This is a genomic window from Chryseobacterium sp. KBW03 (assembly GCF_003852415.1).
Classification (GTDB): Bacteria; Bacteroidota; Bacteroidia; order Flavobacteriales; family Weeksellaceae; genus Chryseobacterium; species Chryseobacterium viscerum.
The window spans coordinates 440,845-458,886 of sequence record NZ_QAJO01000004.1 but is presented as its reverse complement, the minus strand read 5'-3'; the positions used below and the strand labels follow the sequence as shown (position 1 = coordinate 458,886).

General features: G+C 35.8%; 19 protein-coding genes. 14 read left to right on the top strand and 5 right to left on the bottom strand.

The features are described 5' to 3' along the window. The first annotated feature begins 12 nt into the window (after positions 1 to 12). From DBR39_RS10045 to DBR39_RS10015, 7 genes are all read left to right on the top strand, one after another. Complete coding sequence (locus DBR39_RS10045) at positions 13 to 1,305, top strand: cation:proton antiporter (protein ID WP_109737836.1); 1,293 nt, start codon at positions 13 to 15, stop codon at positions 1,303 to 1,305. A 21-nt stretch (positions 1,306 to 1,326) separates the two neighbouring features. After that, positions 1,327 to 2,043, top strand: a complete 717-nt coding sequence (locus DBR39_RS10040) for a DNA alkylation repair protein (RefSeq protein ID WP_124532705.1) — start codon at positions 1,327 to 1,329, stop codon at positions 2,041 to 2,043. Between the two features lie 135 nt (positions 2,044 to 2,178). Beyond that, a complete protein-coding gene (locus DBR39_RS10035; RefSeq protein ID WP_124532703.1) occupies positions 2,179 to 2,847 on the top strand; it encodes a hypothetical protein in 669 nt (222 codons plus the stop codon). A gap of 17 nt (positions 2,848 to 2,864) precedes the next feature. Continuing rightward, positions 2,865 to 4,874: a hypothetical protein gene (locus tag DBR39_RS10030; RefSeq protein ID WP_124532701.1), complete on the top strand. Its 2,010-nt coding sequence runs from the start codon at positions 2,865 to 2,867 to the stop codon at positions 4,872 to 4,874. Next, entirely contained in the window at positions 4,875 to 6,116 is a 1,242-nt protein-coding gene (locus tag DBR39_RS10025; protein WP_124532699.1) for a hypothetical protein, read from the top strand. Between the two features lie 30 nt (positions 6,117 to 6,146). After that, positions 6,147 to 6,485, top strand: coding sequence for a DUF6122 family protein (locus DBR39_RS10020; protein ID WP_185145110.1), 339 nt, complete (start codon positions 6,147 to 6,149; stop codon positions 6,483 to 6,485). Between the two features lie 65 nt (positions 6,486 to 6,550). Then, positions 6,551 to 7,621: a calcium:proton antiporter gene (locus DBR39_RS10015; protein WP_103234979.1), complete on the top strand. Its 1,071-nt coding sequence runs from the start codon at positions 6,551 to 6,553 to the stop codon at positions 7,619 to 7,621. A gap of 71 nt (positions 7,622 to 7,692) precedes the next feature. Here the strand turns inward: DBR39_RS10015 and DBR39_RS10010 are convergent, their stop codons facing one another. Then, positions 7,693 to 8,073 (bottom strand): group III truncated hemoglobin, encoded by a 381-nt coding sequence (locus DBR39_RS10010; protein ID WP_124532697.1) that lies wholly within the window; start codon positions 8,071 to 8,073, stop codon positions 7,693 to 7,695. 200 nt (positions 8,074 to 8,273) lie between these two features. Between DBR39_RS10010 and DBR39_RS10005 the strand changes: the two genes are divergently transcribed. From DBR39_RS10005 to DBR39_RS09990, 4 genes are all read left to right on the top strand, one after another. After that, a complete protein-coding gene (locus DBR39_RS10005) occupies positions 8,274 to 9,263 on the top strand; it encodes a hypothetical protein (protein ID WP_124532695.1) in 990 nt (329 codons plus the stop codon). A 257-nt stretch (positions 9,264 to 9,520) separates the two neighbouring features. Further along, positions 9,521 to 10,492, top strand: coding sequence for an ion channel (locus tag DBR39_RS10000; RefSeq protein ID WP_124532693.1), 972 nt, complete (start codon positions 9,521 to 9,523; stop codon positions 10,490 to 10,492). Further along, positions 10,493 to 10,981, top strand: a complete 489-nt coding sequence (locus DBR39_RS09995; RefSeq protein WP_124532691.1) for a YkgJ family cysteine cluster protein — start codon at positions 10,493 to 10,495, stop codon at positions 10,979 to 10,981. A gap of 111 nt (positions 10,982 to 11,092) precedes the next feature. Next, positions 11,093 to 11,395, top strand: a complete 303-nt coding sequence (locus DBR39_RS09990; protein ID WP_124532690.1) for a hypothetical protein — start codon at positions 11,093 to 11,095, stop codon at positions 11,393 to 11,395. A gap of 44 nt (positions 11,396 to 11,439) precedes the next feature. Here the strand turns inward: DBR39_RS09990 and DBR39_RS09985 are convergent, their stop codons facing one another. The 4 genes from DBR39_RS09985 to DBR39_RS09970 all read right to left on the bottom strand — a co-directional run bounded on the left by DBR39_RS09985 (position 11,440) and on the right by DBR39_RS09970 (position 15,400). Next, entirely contained in the window at positions 11,440 to 11,808 is a 369-nt protein-coding gene (locus DBR39_RS09985) for an iron chaperone (protein ID WP_124532688.1), read from the bottom strand. A 132-nt stretch (positions 11,809 to 11,940) separates the two neighbouring features. Then, positions 11,941 to 13,299, bottom strand: coding sequence for an NADP-specific glutamate dehydrogenase (gene gdhA, locus DBR39_RS09980; protein ID WP_103234953.1), 1,359 nt, complete (start codon positions 13,297 to 13,299; stop codon positions 11,941 to 11,943). 190 nt (positions 13,300 to 13,489) lie between these two features. Then, positions 13,490 to 14,599: a DNA-processing protein DprA gene (gene dprA / locus DBR39_RS09975; protein WP_124532686.1), complete on the bottom strand. Its 1,110-nt coding sequence runs from the start codon at positions 14,597 to 14,599 to the stop codon at positions 13,490 to 13,492. A gap of 33 nt (positions 14,600 to 14,632) precedes the next feature. Next, the gene (locus DBR39_RS09970; RefSeq protein WP_124532684.1) at positions 14,633 to 15,400 is read right to left on the bottom strand and encodes a rhomboid family intramembrane serine protease; all 768 of its coding nucleotides are present in this window, start codon (positions 15,398 to 15,400) and stop codon (positions 14,633 to 14,635) included. Positions 15,401 to 15,650: 250 nt separating this feature from the next. On the opposite strand from DBR39_RS09970, the gene DBR39_RS09965 reads away from it, so the two are divergent. From DBR39_RS09965 to DBR39_RS09955, 3 genes are all read left to right on the top strand, one after another. After that, positions 15,651 to 16,577 carry a DUF3078 domain-containing protein gene (locus tag DBR39_RS09965; protein WP_124532683.1) on the top strand — a complete coding sequence of 309 codons (927 nt, stop codon included), beginning with the start codon at positions 15,651 to 15,653 and terminating at the stop codon, positions 16,575 to 16,577. A 260-nt stretch (positions 16,578 to 16,837) separates the two neighbouring features. Continuing rightward, positions 16,838 to 17,038, top strand: a complete 201-nt coding sequence (locus DBR39_RS09960; RefSeq protein ID WP_124532681.1) for a hypothetical protein — start codon at positions 16,838 to 16,840, stop codon at positions 17,036 to 17,038. A 61-nt stretch (positions 17,039 to 17,099) separates the two neighbouring features. Beyond that, entirely contained in the window at positions 17,100 to 17,885 is a 786-nt protein-coding gene (locus tag DBR39_RS09955) for a GLPGLI family protein (protein ID WP_124532679.1), read from the top strand. The last annotated feature ends 157 nt before the right edge of the window (positions 17,886 to 18,042 follow it).

Genomic DNA, 18,042 nt, shown 5'->3' with positions numbered 1-18,042 from the left:
TAAAGACACTTAGTGGAATTATATTATTCATTTTCAGCGTTAATCGTATTAGCATCAATATTTGCATATCTCAATTACAGGTTTTTAAAACTTCCGAGTACCATCGGAATTATGGTGATCGCAATCGTGGTTTCTATTTTTTTGGTAATGTTCGGAGAAACAGTGCTTCCGAGAACTTTCGGACACCTGCACAACCTGATGGACAGCATCGACTTTACGGAGGTTTTGATGGGAGCTATGCTTAATTTTCTTCTTTTTGCAGGAGGAATTCATATTAATATTAACGACCTGAAAGAACAATTCAGACCTGTTGTTATATTTTCCACAGCAGGTGTTGTGATTTCTACTTTTGTGGTAGGATTTGGAATGTTTTATCTGCTTCCTTATGTGGGCGTTAAGCTTCCTTTTATCTACTGTCTTGTTTTTGGAGCCTTGATTTCACCTACTGATCCGGTAGCTGTTCTGAGTGTTTTAAAACAGGCTAATGTATCCAAATCACTGGAAACAAAGGTAGCCGGAGAATCTCTCTTCAATGACGGTATGGCGGTTGTAGTATTTACGGTGATCTTACAGCTTGCGGTCGGAAAAGAAGTGGATCTGAGTGTTGAAACAATAGGATTACTCTTGCTTAAAGAAGCAGGAGGAGGTCTTTTACTGGGAGTTTTGCTTGGATGGGTTACATCAAGACTGATGCGTGAAGTGGATGATTATATTATTTCCGTATTGGTAACACTTTCTGTTGTAATGGGAGGGTATCTTATTGCCCGCCAAATGCATATTTCAGGGCCGTTGACAATGGTGGCAGCTGGACTATTCATGGGGAATTTCAACAGAAGTTTTAAAATGAAATCGGTCACTCAGGATTATCTGATTAAGTTCTGGGAACTGATTGATGAAATTCTGAATGCTGTATTATTCCTATTCATCGGATTTGAACTTTTGATGATTAAAGATCTGAAACATTTCATGGTTCCTGGTTTACTGGCAATTATTGTTGTTCTTCTGGCAAGGTTTATTTCCATCTGGGGGCCTACAAAATTTACCTCTCTGAGAAAAAGTTTCAGCCCGCAGACTGTAAAGGTTCTGGTTTGGGGAGGAATTCGCGGAGGAGTTTCTATTGCGCTGGCAATGTCTATTCCTAAAAGTGAATACAGTGAGATTATTTTAAGTATTACTTACTGTGTAGTGGTTTTCTCTATCATTGTTCAGGGGCTTACTATTGCTAAAGTGGCTAATCCTAACAAGATCGCAAAAGAAGAGGAAGAGCAGGAGCAGGAAAGCCTTGCAGTAGAGGAGAAGGCTTAGATGTAACAATTGTTCAGAAATATGAGTATTGTCAAAGAAATACAGGAAGCATTAGCTGTTCTATCCATTCCTGAAAAGGCAGAATTCTTTCCAAGATTTTTTAAAACCGGAAAAGGAGAATATGGAGAAGGAGATCTGTTTCTGGGCGTAAAAGTTCCGGATCAGCGCTCTGTAGCCAAAGAGTATTATTCGAAAATCAATTTAGAAGAACTCGGCACCTTGCTTTCTTCAAAATACCATGAACATAGGCTGACAGCTCTTTTTATGCTGATTTCAAAGTTTGAAAAAACAAAGGATAAAGCTGTAAAAGAAGAAGTGGTTGCTTTCTATCTTAATCATCTTCCTTATGTCAATAACTGGGATCTGGTAGACTCTACCTGTTATAAAATTTTGGGCAGGTATGCTTTTGAAAATCAGAAAGAAAACCTTCTCAGAGAACTTTCGGAATCTGAAGAAATGTGGCATAAAAGAATAGCCGTTGTGGGGACAATGCATTACATAAAAAAAGGATCGTTTGATCTTACTAAGGAATTCGTAACCAGAAACCTGAAACATCCTCATGATCTGATGCATAAAGCAAATGGCTGGTTATTAAGGGAAATGGGAAATAAAAATGAGGGAGCGCTGATCAGCTATCTGAATCAGTATTACAAAGAAATGCCCAGAACCTGCCTTCGGTACGCTATTGAAAAGCTGGACGAAGATCTTCGTCAGGACTATCTGAAGGGACGCATTTAAAAAAGAATAAAACCAAAAGTAGTGTCGTTTCCTGTCTTGAAAAAGTCCCGGAAAACAGCTATTTATGCTGAAAAGAACAAAGATTGTAAGGATTTAAGGTCAAAATTGAGTAATTTTGTGGCTTTAAAACCAATCATGAAAAATTTTCTCAGATTATTTCTTCTATTTTTTCCTTTGCTATTCCTTACAAGCTGTTTCGATATCCTTGATAAAGTGAATGTAAAGGCTGACGGAACAGGGGAATATACTATTATTCTTAATGCCAGTAAAAGCAAAACAAGACTGGCATCCATCTCCAAAATGGAAACCATCAACGGCAAAAAGGTTCCGAAAAAGGCTGAAATTGAGAATAAAATCAATGAAGCTGCAAAAATTTTCAAAGGAACCCCCGGAATCAGCAATGTGAAAACATCCATGGATTTTGATAATTATATCATTAAACTGAGCTGCAATTTCAAAAAGATCGAAAATATCAATGCCGGCCTGGAAAAACTGAAAGCTCAGAATATACTGGGCAAAATGGTTCCAACACAAGTGTACAGTCAGAATCTTGAAAAAAAGACGTTGACAAGGAATAAAGTCAATACCTTCAAAGCAGATTACGACAAGATGAGCAAGGCAGATAAGGAAGTTTTTAATGATGCAAGATATACTTCCATTATGCAGTTCGAAAGCACGGTGAAATCACAAACGAATAATACGTACGTACTTTCTCCCAACAAAAAAGCACTCAAACTGGAGGCTGATATCCTGGATCTGATCCTTCAGAAAAAACAAATACAAAACACTATTCTTTTTCAATAAATTTCTAAACTATCGTCATGAAATCTATCTTATTAAAAACACAAAAAATTATTTTTGTACTCTTTGGGTTTACACTGGTTTTTGCCCAGAATAGTATGAAAATCCCGTCTGATGCCGTATTTTATATGGAAGTCAACGGAAAACAGCTTAACAATAAAATCAATTGGAATAAACTGAATCCTTTGCTGCATGAATTAAGCAAAAAGAGCAAAGAAACCCTTTCATGGACAGATTATTCCAAAACCGGAATCAAATATGATGCTGTTCAGTACCATTATGCAAGTTTTAATGATTCCATTAAGACCTACAATACCCATTTTATAATTGATAATAAAGAGAAGTTTCAGGAATTCGTTAATTCTGTGAAGAAAAAAGGACAGGAAGTTTCTAAGAAAGCCAACTATTCCTATGTTGATATCAATGATGATGTTTTTGTAGCCTGGAACGGAAGCCGTGCTGTGCTTAGCATGATAAGCTATACCAAACCTTACAAAGACCTTTGGACAACGGAAGCTGTTGCGGATAGTGCTGCCGTAGCCGTTGATAGCGTAGCAGTAGATATGGGAGATACCGCTTATACAGATGAGCCGGAAAAACCTTTTGATTATAAAGAAGAAATTAAAAGCCTGAAGGAAGATGTTAAATATCTGAAAGAAAGCATTAAAGATAATAACAACGAGATCGCAAGAATTCAGAAAGATATCAAATACCTGCAGAAGCATCACAAATACCCACAGGAAAAAGAAAATGCAGAACAGCATGAAGATGAAAATATGCCTGATGAAGGATATGAAGATGATGGGAAAGCCTTCCAGAAAGAGCAGGATTCTATCCGCAGAGAAAACTTCAAGATCGTTAAAAAGAATGCTGAAGATCGTTTTGACCAATACTTCAGTTCAAATTTAGAAATAGAAGTTCCTAAAGAAATGCTGGCTTTCAGAGATGGCAGTTCTGATGTTTTTGTCTACACAGACTACGGAAGAATTGTAAATGAAGGAATTTATGGCAAAATGGCGAAGTTTTACAGCTATGGACAGTTCTTCAAAAACATGTACAACTCTAACTATGCGTATAATCTGTATTTTGATAAAGACAAAGTAAGGCTGGTTAATAATTATCAGCACAAAGATGCTGACATTCAAAAGAATATCTCTGCCATTTATAAAGGCAAGAAAAACAAAAAATTGCTGGAACTAATCAATGAAAAAAGCGTTGGCTATTATGCAATGAACGTCAATGGGGCGAAATGTTTTGACATGATGTACAGTCTTCTTCAGAACTCCGGAGAAAATGAGTACAAAAAAGAAATGGAACTGATCATGGAAACGATGAAAATCGTCTTGGATGAAGAAGCTATTACCAAAATAGCACCAGGAAACGGAATCTTTGTTTTAAACGAACTGAAATCCAAAAAAGTAGAATACACCGATTACGAATACGATGCTGATTTCAATGAAAAAGAAGTAAAGAAAACCAAAGATATTGCTGTTCCTAATTTCACTTTTGCTTTTGCAACGGAGAACGAAGGATATTGGAACCGTATTTTTGATGTACTCGCAACCAATAAAAAACTGGCTAAAAGATTCTCTAAAAAAGGAAACGTCTACACTTTTAAAGAAGAGAAAAACGGAGGGTATATTGATCAACTATTCTTTACCGTAAAAGACGGTGTGGTTTATCTCATGAGTTCTGCTGATAATATGTTGCCTGTCAACCAGTCTGATGTTTCCAGAAAATGGGCGAAAGATTCTGCAAAGTATCCTTTATCCGGAAGATTGGATATTCAGAAACTTTTAACCGGCTTAGATAAAGAGTTCAAAAGTCCTAAAGAAAGAAAAACATTAGAGGCAATAAGAAAAAATGTTGGCGAATTGTATTATAAAACTGAAGTAAAAGGAGAAAGTATCCAGACTGAAATGAATTATAATATTAAAGATTCTTCTGAAAACAGCTTGATGTATTTCTTTGATGTATTCGAGCAGGTTTTTAAAACAAAAGAAAAAGAAGAGAAGCCACAAATTTTATAAATGAAGAAAAAGAAAATTATTGTCCCGTTACTTTTATTGCTCGCTGTTGCAGTATATTTTGTGGTTTTCCGTAAAGATAAGAACCTCAGATATATTCCTGAGAACGCAGATGCAGTTGTTTTAATCGATATCAAGAAAGTAACGGGGCAATATCTTTTCAGCTGGATAACCCATCCTTCACATTGGTCCGGAAGCAAAACAAAAGGTAAAAGCTCCGGGTCATTGAAAGATTCAGGAATCAGAATCCCGGATTTTTTACAGATCTTCCATGTAAAAGACAGTAAGTTTTCAGAATGGTACACTGTAATAGAACTTAAAGATCCACAGAAATTCATTGCTTTTTTAAAGAAGCAAAAATTTACAGATAAAGGGAACAACCGTTTTCAGAAAGACCAGATTTTCATTATGCTTAATGGGGACCGCTGTATTGCGGGAACTTCTGACCAGGCTTTTGAAGCCATTCAAAAAAAAATTCTGCAAACTTCTTCTTCACATCGTGTTTGGAATGCAGATCAGCTTATTGATAATACATTAGGGAGCCTTTCTTTCATTTCAGGACAAAACATTCAAAACTTTTCGATTGAATTACATGATGATGAGATTGAAATAAAAAATAATGCAAACCAGGAAATCTTTAATTCGATGGCTTCTAAACTTCAAAAGGAAAGCCACTTCCTGACATTGGAATTGGATAAAGAAAATATCAGGAACTTCAGCCGGTTTTTCAATAAAAGTATTGCGGATTCTTCGCAGGCATTTTACATTAAAGCAACGGTAGATCTTGAACGAGTTAATGACACCATTATCAGTTATGAATATGATGATAATTTCAATGAAGTTGAAAAAAAGACCTTTCAAAAGATAACACAGCCTAATTATATCATCGATATCCAATCTAGAAACCCTGCACAGACGTGGGAATACTTTCAGTCTAAAAAGTGGATTAATACAGAAAATCAATTCACCGCAATTCCCTTCCAACCCAATGAAATCAGCCAAAATAAAAGCGGAGTTGCAATAAAATCGACCAGAAATCCCGTGGTGTTATCGGCTCAATTCAACGAAAACTATATTTTCATCAGAAACAATGCTCTGCTGTATTCTTCTTTGAAAATGCTGAATAATACTGAAAAAAGAATCATTTCCGATATAGATTATGTGTTGTATGGGAATAAGTCACAGAACTATTGGGTAAAAATAAAAGCCAAGAAAGGAGAATTACCCTTAATTTTACGGTGGTAAGCATAGAAACCGAAAAATAAATACCTATTAATGGCTCCATCAGACATTGCATTGCTCAAAACATGCACACATTATTTTTTACATTTTGTATTTCCAGTCTTTATTGCATTGGTTTTTTATCCTAAAAACTGGAAGAAAGTATATCTTATCTTATTGGCAACAATGCTGGTAGATTTGGATCACCTTTTTGCCAATCCTATTTTTGATCCTTCAAGAGGAAGCATAGGTTTTCATTTTTTACATTCCTATTATGCCATTGCGGTGTATTTTTTGATGTTGTTTTTTAAAGGAAATATCAGAATTATTGGAATTGGGCTTCTTTTTCATATGTTAACAGATTTTCAGGACTTTACCTTTTGGCCTCATTAAAATATTATTAATATTTTCTTTTGATATTTAAAATTTCATAGATTTTTTGTATTTTGTAGTCACTTATGAGACCTAAAGAATTCTTACATTATACTTATATTTTCCCTGTCCTTGCGGTAGGTTACTACTTTTCCGGATTGATGGGGGGAGGAGTTCTTTATGATATCATTGCCGGTATTTTATTGATCGGGAGTGTTTTATCGGCAGTACATCATGCAGAAGTAGTGGCTCATAAAGTAGGAGAGCCTTTCGGAACCATTATTCTGGCTCTTTGTATCACCATTATTGAAGTCGCGCTTATCATCTCGCTCATGGTTGCCGGCGGAGATCAGGCGATCACGCTGGCCAGAGATACAGTCTTTGCCGCTGTCATGCTTATTCTAAACGGAATTCTGGGAATATGTATCCTTGTAGGCGGTGTTAAATATCATGAGCAGTTCTTCGCAAGAACCTCTGCAACCACTTATCTGGTAAGTATTGTTTCCATCCTGGTGCTTACCCTTGTTCTTCCTAATTTTACGTCAAGTGTAAACGGTCCTTTCTATAACGAAGCACAGCTTATTTTTATATCCATTGCCTGTCTGGTGATCTACGGAATTTTCCTGATGGTACAAACGGTGCGCCACAGAAGCTATTTTATCATTCCTGATGAACATCCTGAAGAACATTATATCCCGTCACTGACAAAAACTCTGATCAGTTTTGCCTTCTTAGTCGTTTGTCTGATCATTGTTGTGTTAATGGCAAAAGGGCTTTCTGATACTATTGAAGGGATGGTACAAAGTGTAGGAGCTCCTAAATCTTTGGTTGGGGTAATTATTGCCGCTGTAGTTCTGCTTCCTGAAGGAGTAGCCGCGATTCGTGCCGCAAGAGCCAATCAGATCCAGTCTAGTTTAAACCTGGCATTAGGGTCAGCTCTGGCAAGTATCGGATTAAGTATTCCTGCCGTTTCAGTAGTATGTATTATGTATGATATTCCACTGGTACTGGGCTTAGATAAAAAAGACATTATTCTTCTTTCTTTATCAGTCTTTATAGTAATGCTTTCATTGAGCCGCGGAAAGACCAATATCCTTTACGGAACTGTTCTATTAGTGAATCTGGCAGCCTATATCTTTACGGTAATCGTTCCTTAGAAAGACGAAATGATATGCACTTATTTACAAAATAAATCCTCGAAATTTCGAATCCCGGATCACGAAACTCACTAGAGTCTTCTTGCCAATTCCATCTTGAAAGCCATCAGTTTTGCAATGTTTTCGGATTTGTAGATCGCCATATCAGCATTTTCTCCAACGAAGTTTTCTTCAATTGTATTTCGCCAAAGCTCAAGCCATCTGTCAAAATGTTTCTGCTCCATGGCCTGTATCTCATTGATGGGGAAATGTACACCCATCGGGTTGCCTTTATAGGTCATCTGCCCAAAAAGAATAGACTCCCAAAATGAATACATTTTAGGAAGATGTTGGTCCCAATCTACTTTAGCGACATCATTAAAGAAAAAACCTATGGTTTCATCTTTAACGACTTTATTGTAAAATGCATTGACTAGGTCTTCAATATCTTCTCGTGACTCAAGCTTTTTCATAGTTCAAAGTTAGTATAAATCATATAAAAAAATCCAGTCTCTAAATTGATAAATTTCATATAAACAGCATTTTAGAGCAAAATATAGGATAATCAGATGGAAAATTGGGAAACATTAAAATTTGATTAATTCGCAAAAAAACGGCTTAAAAAAGCTCATTTTTTGTAAATTTAATTATTAAACACTAAAAAATTATTAAAATGATTAAAAAAATCAATTCTTTTTGGTTTCTCTTATTGATGTTTTCGGTGTCATGTTCAAGAGATGAAGTGAGTGCAATTAATGATGATTCAGCAAAGGTAAATTCTGCTGAAGTAAAGAAAGTACAGCTGACAGAAGCTGAGATGCTGCAGAAAGGCTGGAAAATTGTAGATGAGTTTAAATTACCGGATAATAATAGTCTGGGTGTAAACAGGTTGGCCAATGAAGAGCGTGAAATTCCTTTCAAGCCTAGCCATTTGAAAGATATAGGATATGATATCAATTATTCCGGAGAAAGAACGAGGTTAAAAAATGTTTTTGCATACAATGGCCAAATTCCGGATGGTATTATCTTTAATCCCGATCTGTCCGTAGATGGAGATGCCCGGAATACAGCGCCTAATCCTAATGTTTCTATTGTTTTGGGAACTCCTGAGGTAACGGTAAAAACAGACGGAATAGATTTGCCGGATAATGCTTATACTACAGAAGCTATTAATAATGGAGACCGTGAAAGCGAAATTACAGTATCCTATTCTTACAAAAAGGGATATTCTACCTCGTGGAAACGTACTGTTTCAGGATCATTTGAAGTGGCGGCATCCGTATCTGTTGATATTCCGTTGGTTGCAAAAGCTTCAGCAAGCACTAAAGTTGTTGTAGGAGGAGATACAACGGAAGGCACAGAAAATTCTGAAGAGATTACTGAAACCAGTACTTATAAAACTATTGTTCCGGCGCACTCTAAAAAGACCATTTCTATCCTGACGAAATTAAAAGGATCTTCTGTAGAATACTTTGTACCCATGAAATTGAATGGAAGATTGCAAGCCAACTTTTCTTCTCCGGTCAATGGCCATTATTATTGGGCTTTTCCTATTGAAGACTTCCCTAATTTTCTTTCTGATATACATGGAGAGTCGGGGACTGTAAAATCTGTCAGCAATGTAAGTGTTACTGTCATAGAATCGCCTGCACAAACGATATAAAGCCACTTTAATCAATATTGTATAAGCAGCAGGAATCCAGAGATTTCTGCTGTTTTTGTATAGGTTATTTTGAGAAAACCTCATAGAGGTCTGTGGGAAAATAATCTGTCATCTGAATGATGAATGTTAAAGAAATGATGACTAAAAAACATAACTTTGCTTTTTTAAATAGTATAAAACAGAAGGGAAGAGCTGATCATCAATCAGCTTGTTTGCAGAGAGAAATCATTATATAACACAGTCAAAATGATTAAAAAATGACAGGAGGATTCAGAAAAAAAATCCGCCAGAAAAATGCGGAGAACAGTGGTTTTGGAACCAATGCATCCGGAAGATTTATCAATAAAGACGGCCTCCCGAATGTTCAGAGAAGAGGAGTGAATGTTTTCAACAGGCTCAGCTGGTATCATACCATGCTGAATCTCTCTTCATTTCGTTTTATTTCTTATCTGGTCATTGCATACATTCTGATCAACCTTCTTTTTGCCATGATCTACTACCTGATCGGTGTGGAGCATCTTACCGGGATTGATAAAAGTGATCCGTTGAATGAATTTATTGATGTCTTTTTCTTCAGCTCCCAGACCTTTACAACAGTTGGATATGGAAGAATAGCTCCTGTGGGGTTTTTAGCCAGTCTTGTGGCTACTTTTGAAGCTTTTCTGGGATTGCTTACCTTTGCCATTGCAACAGGACTTTTTTACGGACGTTTTTCAAGACCGAGAGCATACCTGAGGTTTTCTGATATAGCTGTTATTGCACCTTTTCAGGAATCTTCAGCATTAATGTTCAGGCTTGCGCCCTATAAAAATAATGCACTGACAGATGCTGATGTGATCTTGTCGGCGGCAATTGAAGTAATAGAAAATGGGACTGCTAAAAGTAATTTTTACAGACTGGAAACCCAATTAAATAAGATTAATACCCTGGCACTCAACTGGACCGTTGTGCATAAAATTGATAAAAATTCTCCATTTTATGGCTTTTCTGAAGACGATTTTAAAAATACGGATATTGAGCTTATTGTACAGGTACGAGCATTTGATGAAGTGTTTTCGAATACAGTGGTTCAACGGTCTTCATACACTACAGGAGAAATTATTTATGGAGCCAGATTTATCCCGATGTATTATCCAAGCAGAGAAAATATCACGACTGTTTTGGATCTGGATAAAATCAATGAATATAAGAAAGAAGAACTTCCGGATGCCGTAAGAAATAAAGAATAAATGAATTTAGATTTTTATAAAAAACAAGCAATACAAAAACAGAAAGAGCACAAGAAATTTCTGGACGGATTAAAGAAAAAGCCGCCCAAAAACCTTGATTATATCGTACAGGAAACCCATGAGGAAGTTTTTGATGAAATAGACTGTTTACAGTGTGCCAATTGCTGCAAAACAACCGGTCCGTTGTATACTGAAAAGGATGTTGAACGTATTGCCAAGCATCTCCGCATGAAGTCTGCAGACTTTGAAGCCAAGTTTCTAAGAGTCGATGAAGATAATGACAAAGTATTACAGAATCTTCCCTGCTTTTTCCTGAACAGCGATAATACCTGTTCCATCTATGAAGTAAGACCCAAAGCCTGTCGTGAATATCCACATACAGACCGTAAGAAGATCTACCAGATTAATAATCTGATGCTGAAAAATACAGTAATATGCCCAGCAGCATTTGAATTCGTAGAAAAAATGATGAAAAATATAGCAAAATAATTTTTTGCAAAATCCTCTTAAATAATTATAAAGTACGTTAAATAAGCTGTTTACATATAATTTTATAAATGATGCCTCGTTTAAGTTAAACAATCATTTAAATATTACATTATGAAAAAGTTATTTTTAACGGCAGCGTTTACATTAGTCGGAGTAATCGCAGTATCAGCACAATCTACACCACAAAAGCCAGCTGATACTTCTACTCATAAACCAGCAACAACTCAAACTCAACAACCGAATACACAGACTACAAGTCCTTCGGATCCAAAGAATCAACAGGAAAAAACACCTGCTACCACAATGGACACTTCTCCTGCAGCTGATCCATCGGTAAGTACAACACCTACGGATGCAACTAAGCCTGCAGATGCTCCTAAAGAAGGAAAGAAAGACAAAAAGAAGAAAAAGTAAAAGCACTTTAGCAAACACTAGTAGGAATCCTGAAATCTTGTATTTCAGGATTTTTTCTGTTCCGTTTCTTCTACTTTGAACTGAACAATCGCATGAATCAAATCCAGCGGAAGATCTTCGGTAATCGGAAACTGTACAGCTCCTTTTGAAAATTTATAATTTTTTTTCTCAAAATCTTTCTCAAAATTCCTGATGCCTTCAGCCCCCGGATAAAACCCAATATGCTTTTTATACCCCGCAAAGTAAACCAAAGGTTTTCCTTTATACCTGAAAGCAGGCATCTGGTATCCGATATACTCTTCCAGATCGGGAACCTGTGAGTGAATGGCTTGTCTCAGCCCAAGCAGTCTTTTCTGTACTTCTATTGGGAACAGAAGAATGTATTCATCAATATTTTTAAAAGTGTTTTTCATGACATAAAAATAAAAAAAAGCGCTGCATATAGCAGCGCTTTCTCCTTTCACTTTTTACTTTTTTCCCATTATCCCGGGAACAGGCTTTATCAAAAAAGGTCGGGAATTTTTCCCAACCTTTATTTTTTTCTGTTACACAACTCCTTGAGCCAACATTGCTTCTGCTACCTTTACGAAGCCGGCAATATTTGCACCCTTTACGTAGTTTACATAACCGTCTTCGTCTTTTCCGTAGTCTCTACAAGCTTTATGGATACCGATCATGATTTCCTTTAATCTTGCGTCAACTTCTTCAGAAGTCCAGTTAAGACGGATAGAGTTCTGAGTCATTTCTAATCCTGATGTAGCAACACCTCCAGCATTGGAAGCCTTACCAGGAGAGAATAATACTTTATTGTCTAAGAAATAGTTGATAGCATCTAATGTAGAAGGCATGTTAGCCGCCTCAGTTACACAAACACATCCGTTTTCAACTAGTTTTCTTGCATCATCTAAATCTAATTCGTTTTGAGTTGCAGAAGGGAACGCAACATCACACTTCACATCCCAAGGACGTTTTCCAGCGTGGAATTCAGCAGATGGATATTTTTTAGCATAATCTTCAGCTCTGTTATTTCCTGAAGATCTAAGCTCTAATAAATAATCAATCTTTTCTCCGCTGATACCATCTTTATCGTAGATATATCCGTCAGGACCAGAAACTGTTACTACTTTAGCCCCTAGTTCAGTTGCTTTTTTGATAACTCCCCAAGCTACGTTTCCGAAACCTGATACAGTTACTATTTTACCTTGGAAATTTTGTCCGATAGTTTTAAGCATCTGCTCAGCGAAGTATACAACACCGTATCCTGTAGCTTCAGGACGGATTAATGAACCTCCGTAAGCAAGACCTTTTCCTGTAAGAACTCCGGTAAACTCATTTCTGATTTTCTTGTACTGTCCGAATAAATATCCGATTTCTCTTGCTCCAACACCGATATCTCCTGCAGGTACATCTGTTTCAGGACCGATGTGCTTACATAATTCTGTCATGAAAGCCTGGCAGAAACGCATTACTTCCATATCAGATTTTCCTTGTGGATCAAAATCTGAACCTCCTTTACCACCTCCCATTGGAAGAGTTGTCAGAGAGTTTTTGAATACTTGTTCGAAAGCTAAGAACTTAAGAACTGATAAGTTTACAGTAGGATGGAAACGGATTCCTCCTTTGTATGGACCAATTGCAGAGTTCATCTGAATTCTGAAACCTCTGTTAACCTGAATTTCTCCTTTGTCATCAACCCATGGAACTCTGAAAATAATAATTCTTTCAGCTTCAGCCATTCTTTCAAGCAGCTTCATTCCGGTATATTCTTTTTTAGTAGCAATGAACGGAATTACAGTTACGGCAACTTCTTTTACAGCCTGTAAGAACTCTGGTTCGTTAGGATTTTTTGCTTCAATTTTTGCAATAAACTCTTGGATTTTCTGGTCAATATTATATTGTTCCATATATTAAGGTTGAATATTATTGTCAACAAATTTAATTTTTTTTTCAAGATTCACAACACTATATTTTAAGATTGTTAAAAATTAAATAATAATGTTTCATAATATTATTAAATTGATAATTTGTGTTTAAATTTTATTAAAAATGAAATGTTATGTATGAAATAATGCAATATTAAGAAATCATTAATTCTTAAATTGCCACAAATTGCCTCCCGGAAAATGATTTTACTTTCCCTAAAAGTTCCAATTCTAAAATTATTGGTAAGATTTTGTGAGGAGAGACATCCATTTTCTGTGACAAATCGTCCAGAGAAATCTGGGGATGTTCTATTATGGATTGATATATTAAATGTTGATTATCAGATAATTGTATTGTGGTCTCGCTGTAAGGAAATAACTCTTCAATTTTTTCTTTAGGACTATTAAATCCCAGTAAGCCGATAAGATCTTTTATGGTAGAAATGGCTGTCGCTTTGTTATGGAAAATCAGTTGATTACACCCCTGACTGCAGAGGTCTGTGATTTTTCCTGGTAAGGCAAAAACATCACGGTTGTAGTCATTGGCAAAAGCTGCTGTACTTACAGAACCTCCTCCAAAACCGGTTTCCACGACAATAGTGGAAGGTGATATTCCCGCCACAATTCTGTTTCTCTGGATGAAGTTTTCGCGGTCTGGTTTTCTGGAAGAACTGAATTCTGTTACTAATGCTCCTCCTTCCTGAAGAATTTTCTCTGAGAGCTTTCTGTTTTTTGCCGGATATAAATATTGGAAACCATGGGCAAGGACTGCTACGGTAGGTTTTCGGTGATGAATAGACTGCTCATGAACCTCTTTGTCTACTCCTAATGCCAGGCCGCTTACCGAGATATATTTTGAAGACTGCGTAGCTTCAAAAAAATCCCCAATAAACTGTTGGCCATAGGCTGTCATATTCCTGGACCCTACCATGCTTATTGTGGAAAGAGTATCATCAAGGCTTCCTTTTTGGTAAAGTATTGCAGGAGCATCTGTACATTCATTAAGGAGAGAAGGGGTTTCATTAAGGTGTCTTAGCTTGATTTGGACATTATGCTTTTCGCAAAATTTTAATTCTTCTTCTGCGAATTTCAAATGATCATTGTTGCCAATGTCCGAAACCGTTTTCTGTCCTATTCCTTCCAGTAGTTTATACTCTTTCTTTGCTCTTTTCCATGCTTCCTGAGCACTTCCGAAAGTACGCACCAGTCTGTGAAAATGGATGTCGCCAATCTGGCTGCATTCGCGGAGTGCGATGGCGTAAAAATATTCTTCGGAGATCATGTATGTGTTTTTTCAAATGTAGTGAAATAAGCTTTATCTTTTTCTTAATTCCTCCAAATGATCCCAGATATCATCTCTTTTCTTGTAAGGAAGCTCCATGAAATCTTCCGGGTGATTTTCCTTATATTCCTGCCACAGTTTATCATCCTTTTCATTATAATAATTAGGAAATTCCCAAATAAATTTTTTCTTCTTTTCGCCCACATTTCTAAAGGAAAATGCAATGATACTTCCCACTACAGCTCCGGAAAGATGGGCCTGCCATGAGATTTTACTCGGCTCCTGCATGTTATAAAACAACTCTTCTGGCAGCATTCCCCATACTAAACTTCCATAATACAGTACAACAAGCATTGAAATGGTCAGAAGTTTTGTATTCCATTTGAATACCCCGCTGAAAAAGAGGAAAAATGCAAGAACATAGACTACACCACTGGCTCCGATGGTACAGGTATACATATATTCGCCGGTGAGAATGTCAATAGGAGGAAGCAGCCATACCAAAAGTCCTGTTGCCAGCCAGCCGATAATGAAAACCTTGTTCGCTACTAAAGGATAAAACTGATAGAGCAGAAACATCAATGCCGCTATCGGGATTGAATTTCCTATAATATGATCGATATTTCCGTGTAAAAGGGGAGATGTAACTATGCCCAGCAATCCTTCTGGCAAAAGCGGAATGATGGCTCCAAAACAGCTTTGAAAAAAGCCCTGCATTTGTAAAAAATACCCGAACCACATCGCAGATAACATCAGCAATGGGTATATAACCGCTTTTTTGGAAATTACATTTTTAAACATGAGGGTTTTACGTCAAATCAAAAGCCAATGATAAATTTCGGAAAATTTGTCGATGAATGCGGATCTATCAAACTGATTTTAAGACAAAAGGTATCAAATTTATTTTTCAAACTTATTATTTTGGCATTGATTTTATAGAAATATAAGTTTTAGAAGTAATTCAACTGTAATGAAATTGGATTCTTTAAAGGAGAATTTACCTTTAAAAAAAAATATATTAATATTTTTGTACCGAAAATTATTTAGAATAATGAAGAAGTTTTTATTGATTCTTTCCATTTTTATGGGAATTTATGCAAGTGCACAAGAAGAATTGAAAAAAGATTCCGTAGTGGTAGACACAGTAAAATACTGGTCGGTTTTAGGAAAAAATACAGTAATGATCAACCAGGCTGCCTTTTCAAACTGGGTAGGAGGGGGAGCCAACAACGTGGGATGGCTTGCCGGTGTCAATTACAATCTGACCTATGAAAAGGATAATGATCTTTGGGAGAATATTATTATACTGGGCTACGGGCAGAATGATACGAAGGGATTGGGAATAAGAAAAACCCAGGATGTTATCAATGTTTCTACCAATTATGGGCGGAAGTTTTCAAAAAGCTGGTATTTCTCTGGAGGAGCCGGGCTTCAGTCCCAGTTTGCCGCAGGGTATGAAGATGGAAATAATCCTGAAGCCAAGAAAATATCGAATTTTATGGCACCAGGTTACGTGAATGTCGGTATGGGTATCACGTACAGACCTAATGATGATCTTACGGTCACTTTACGTCCTACCAACGCCAGATGGACCTTTGTATTGGATAAAGACCTTCAGACGGCAGGAAGTTATGGTTTGAAAAGCGATGGTGATACTTCCTTATTACAATTCGGTTTTCTGGGAACGGCAATATATAAACTGAAAATAATGGAAGATATCTACTTAACGAATACAGCTTCTGTCTTTTCAAATTATCTTGACCGTCCGGACAGATTGGTCCTTGCGTATGGAGCACTATTGAACCTGAAAGTAAACAAGTATATCTCATCCAATGTAACATTAGATCTGTTGTACGATCACAATCAGATAGAAAAAACGCAGTTGAAACAAACCCTTGGAATTGGATTCGCTTACACCCTGAATAATGGGGTGAAAAGATCTGATCGTAAAGACAGCCAATGGTGGATAAAAAAATAATATAGTATCATATATTCGATAGAAAAAACACTTCAGAAATGAGGTGTTTTTTTTAGTTTTTAACATTACTGAATTATTTTTAGAAAATATTTTTAATAACCTTATGGTGTACTATAATGAGAAATTAAAACCTATTCCTACTTGATCGTAAATTGCTGATAAATAATTATTTAACATAAAAAATATATCTCTACTGATATGATTTATTTAATATATTTGAGATGAAATTTTAAAATAGTAATAACAAAAACAACTTAATTATGAAAAAAACATTATTAGCAGTCACGTTATTAATCGCTGGTGTGGCAAGTGCATTTCCTTTCAGAACTTCTTGTGGAACTGTTGTAAATGTTACACAAACTCAAGGGTATACCATGGAGCAAGTAACAACTTTTTTACAATTTGTTAATTATAACGAATGTGGCACTACTCCAAAAGGAATAACTCTTTATATTCACTAATTAATTCTAATTCAAAACTTCAAGCAAAGTATTAATTATACTTTGCTTGTGTATTTAAACAATGAAAATCTATTACAGTCTGTTTTTCTTTTTCTTCATAATTATTATTAAATCTCAAGGAGGGTTTAATGTTGTATATGAGGCTGATTATAAATTGGTTTATAAAAGCCAAATGAAAAATGCTATTGTTCAAGATGCAGCATTTGCACTTTTGATGAACGAGAAAGAATCTTATTACAAAAATATGAATCAATATGTTGGGGATTCACTTCGTTTTGAAAAAAAACTTCATGAAAACAGTCCGATTGAAGAACAAATGAAATATACTTCAGAATTTTCTGAAAGTATTGGAACAACAATGGGAAGGCTGTATGTAACTTTTAAAACATCTAATGAATATTTTAAATATGAAGAAACGAATAATACCAATTGGCAACTTATAAATGAATTCAAAACAATTGGAAAGTATAAATGTCAAAAAGCCATAACAAAAAAGTATGGTAGAACTTGGATTGCATATTTTGCTAAAGAAATACCCCTCCCTTTTGGTCCATACAAGTTTAGTAAATTACCAGGATTAATTCTAGAAGTGTTTGATGACAAAGATGATTATCATTTTACAATGTATAACTTCAGAAAAAGGAAATATTATTGTAATTCTGCAAATTTGCACTCCAATACTAGACTAGTGAAAAAAGAAAATATATTTGATTATCGAAGAAAAGAATTAACGAATCCTACTCTTTATAATAAGTTTATTGAAGATCTTGATGAACGTCGTTCTCTCCTTAAAAAGGCTCAAGAAAGAGCAAAAAATTACAATCCTATTGAGTTAAATATCAATTAAAAAACACTTCAGAAATGAGGTGTTTTTTGCTTTTAAAATACTGTCGTTTTAAGTTGGTTTAAGTTCGTAATGGATGTAGGTTATCTTTAAATGAGTTGTTTTCATGGTGTTATGAGGCTAAAATCACTTATGTTAAATTCATTTTAAAGTGAATTTT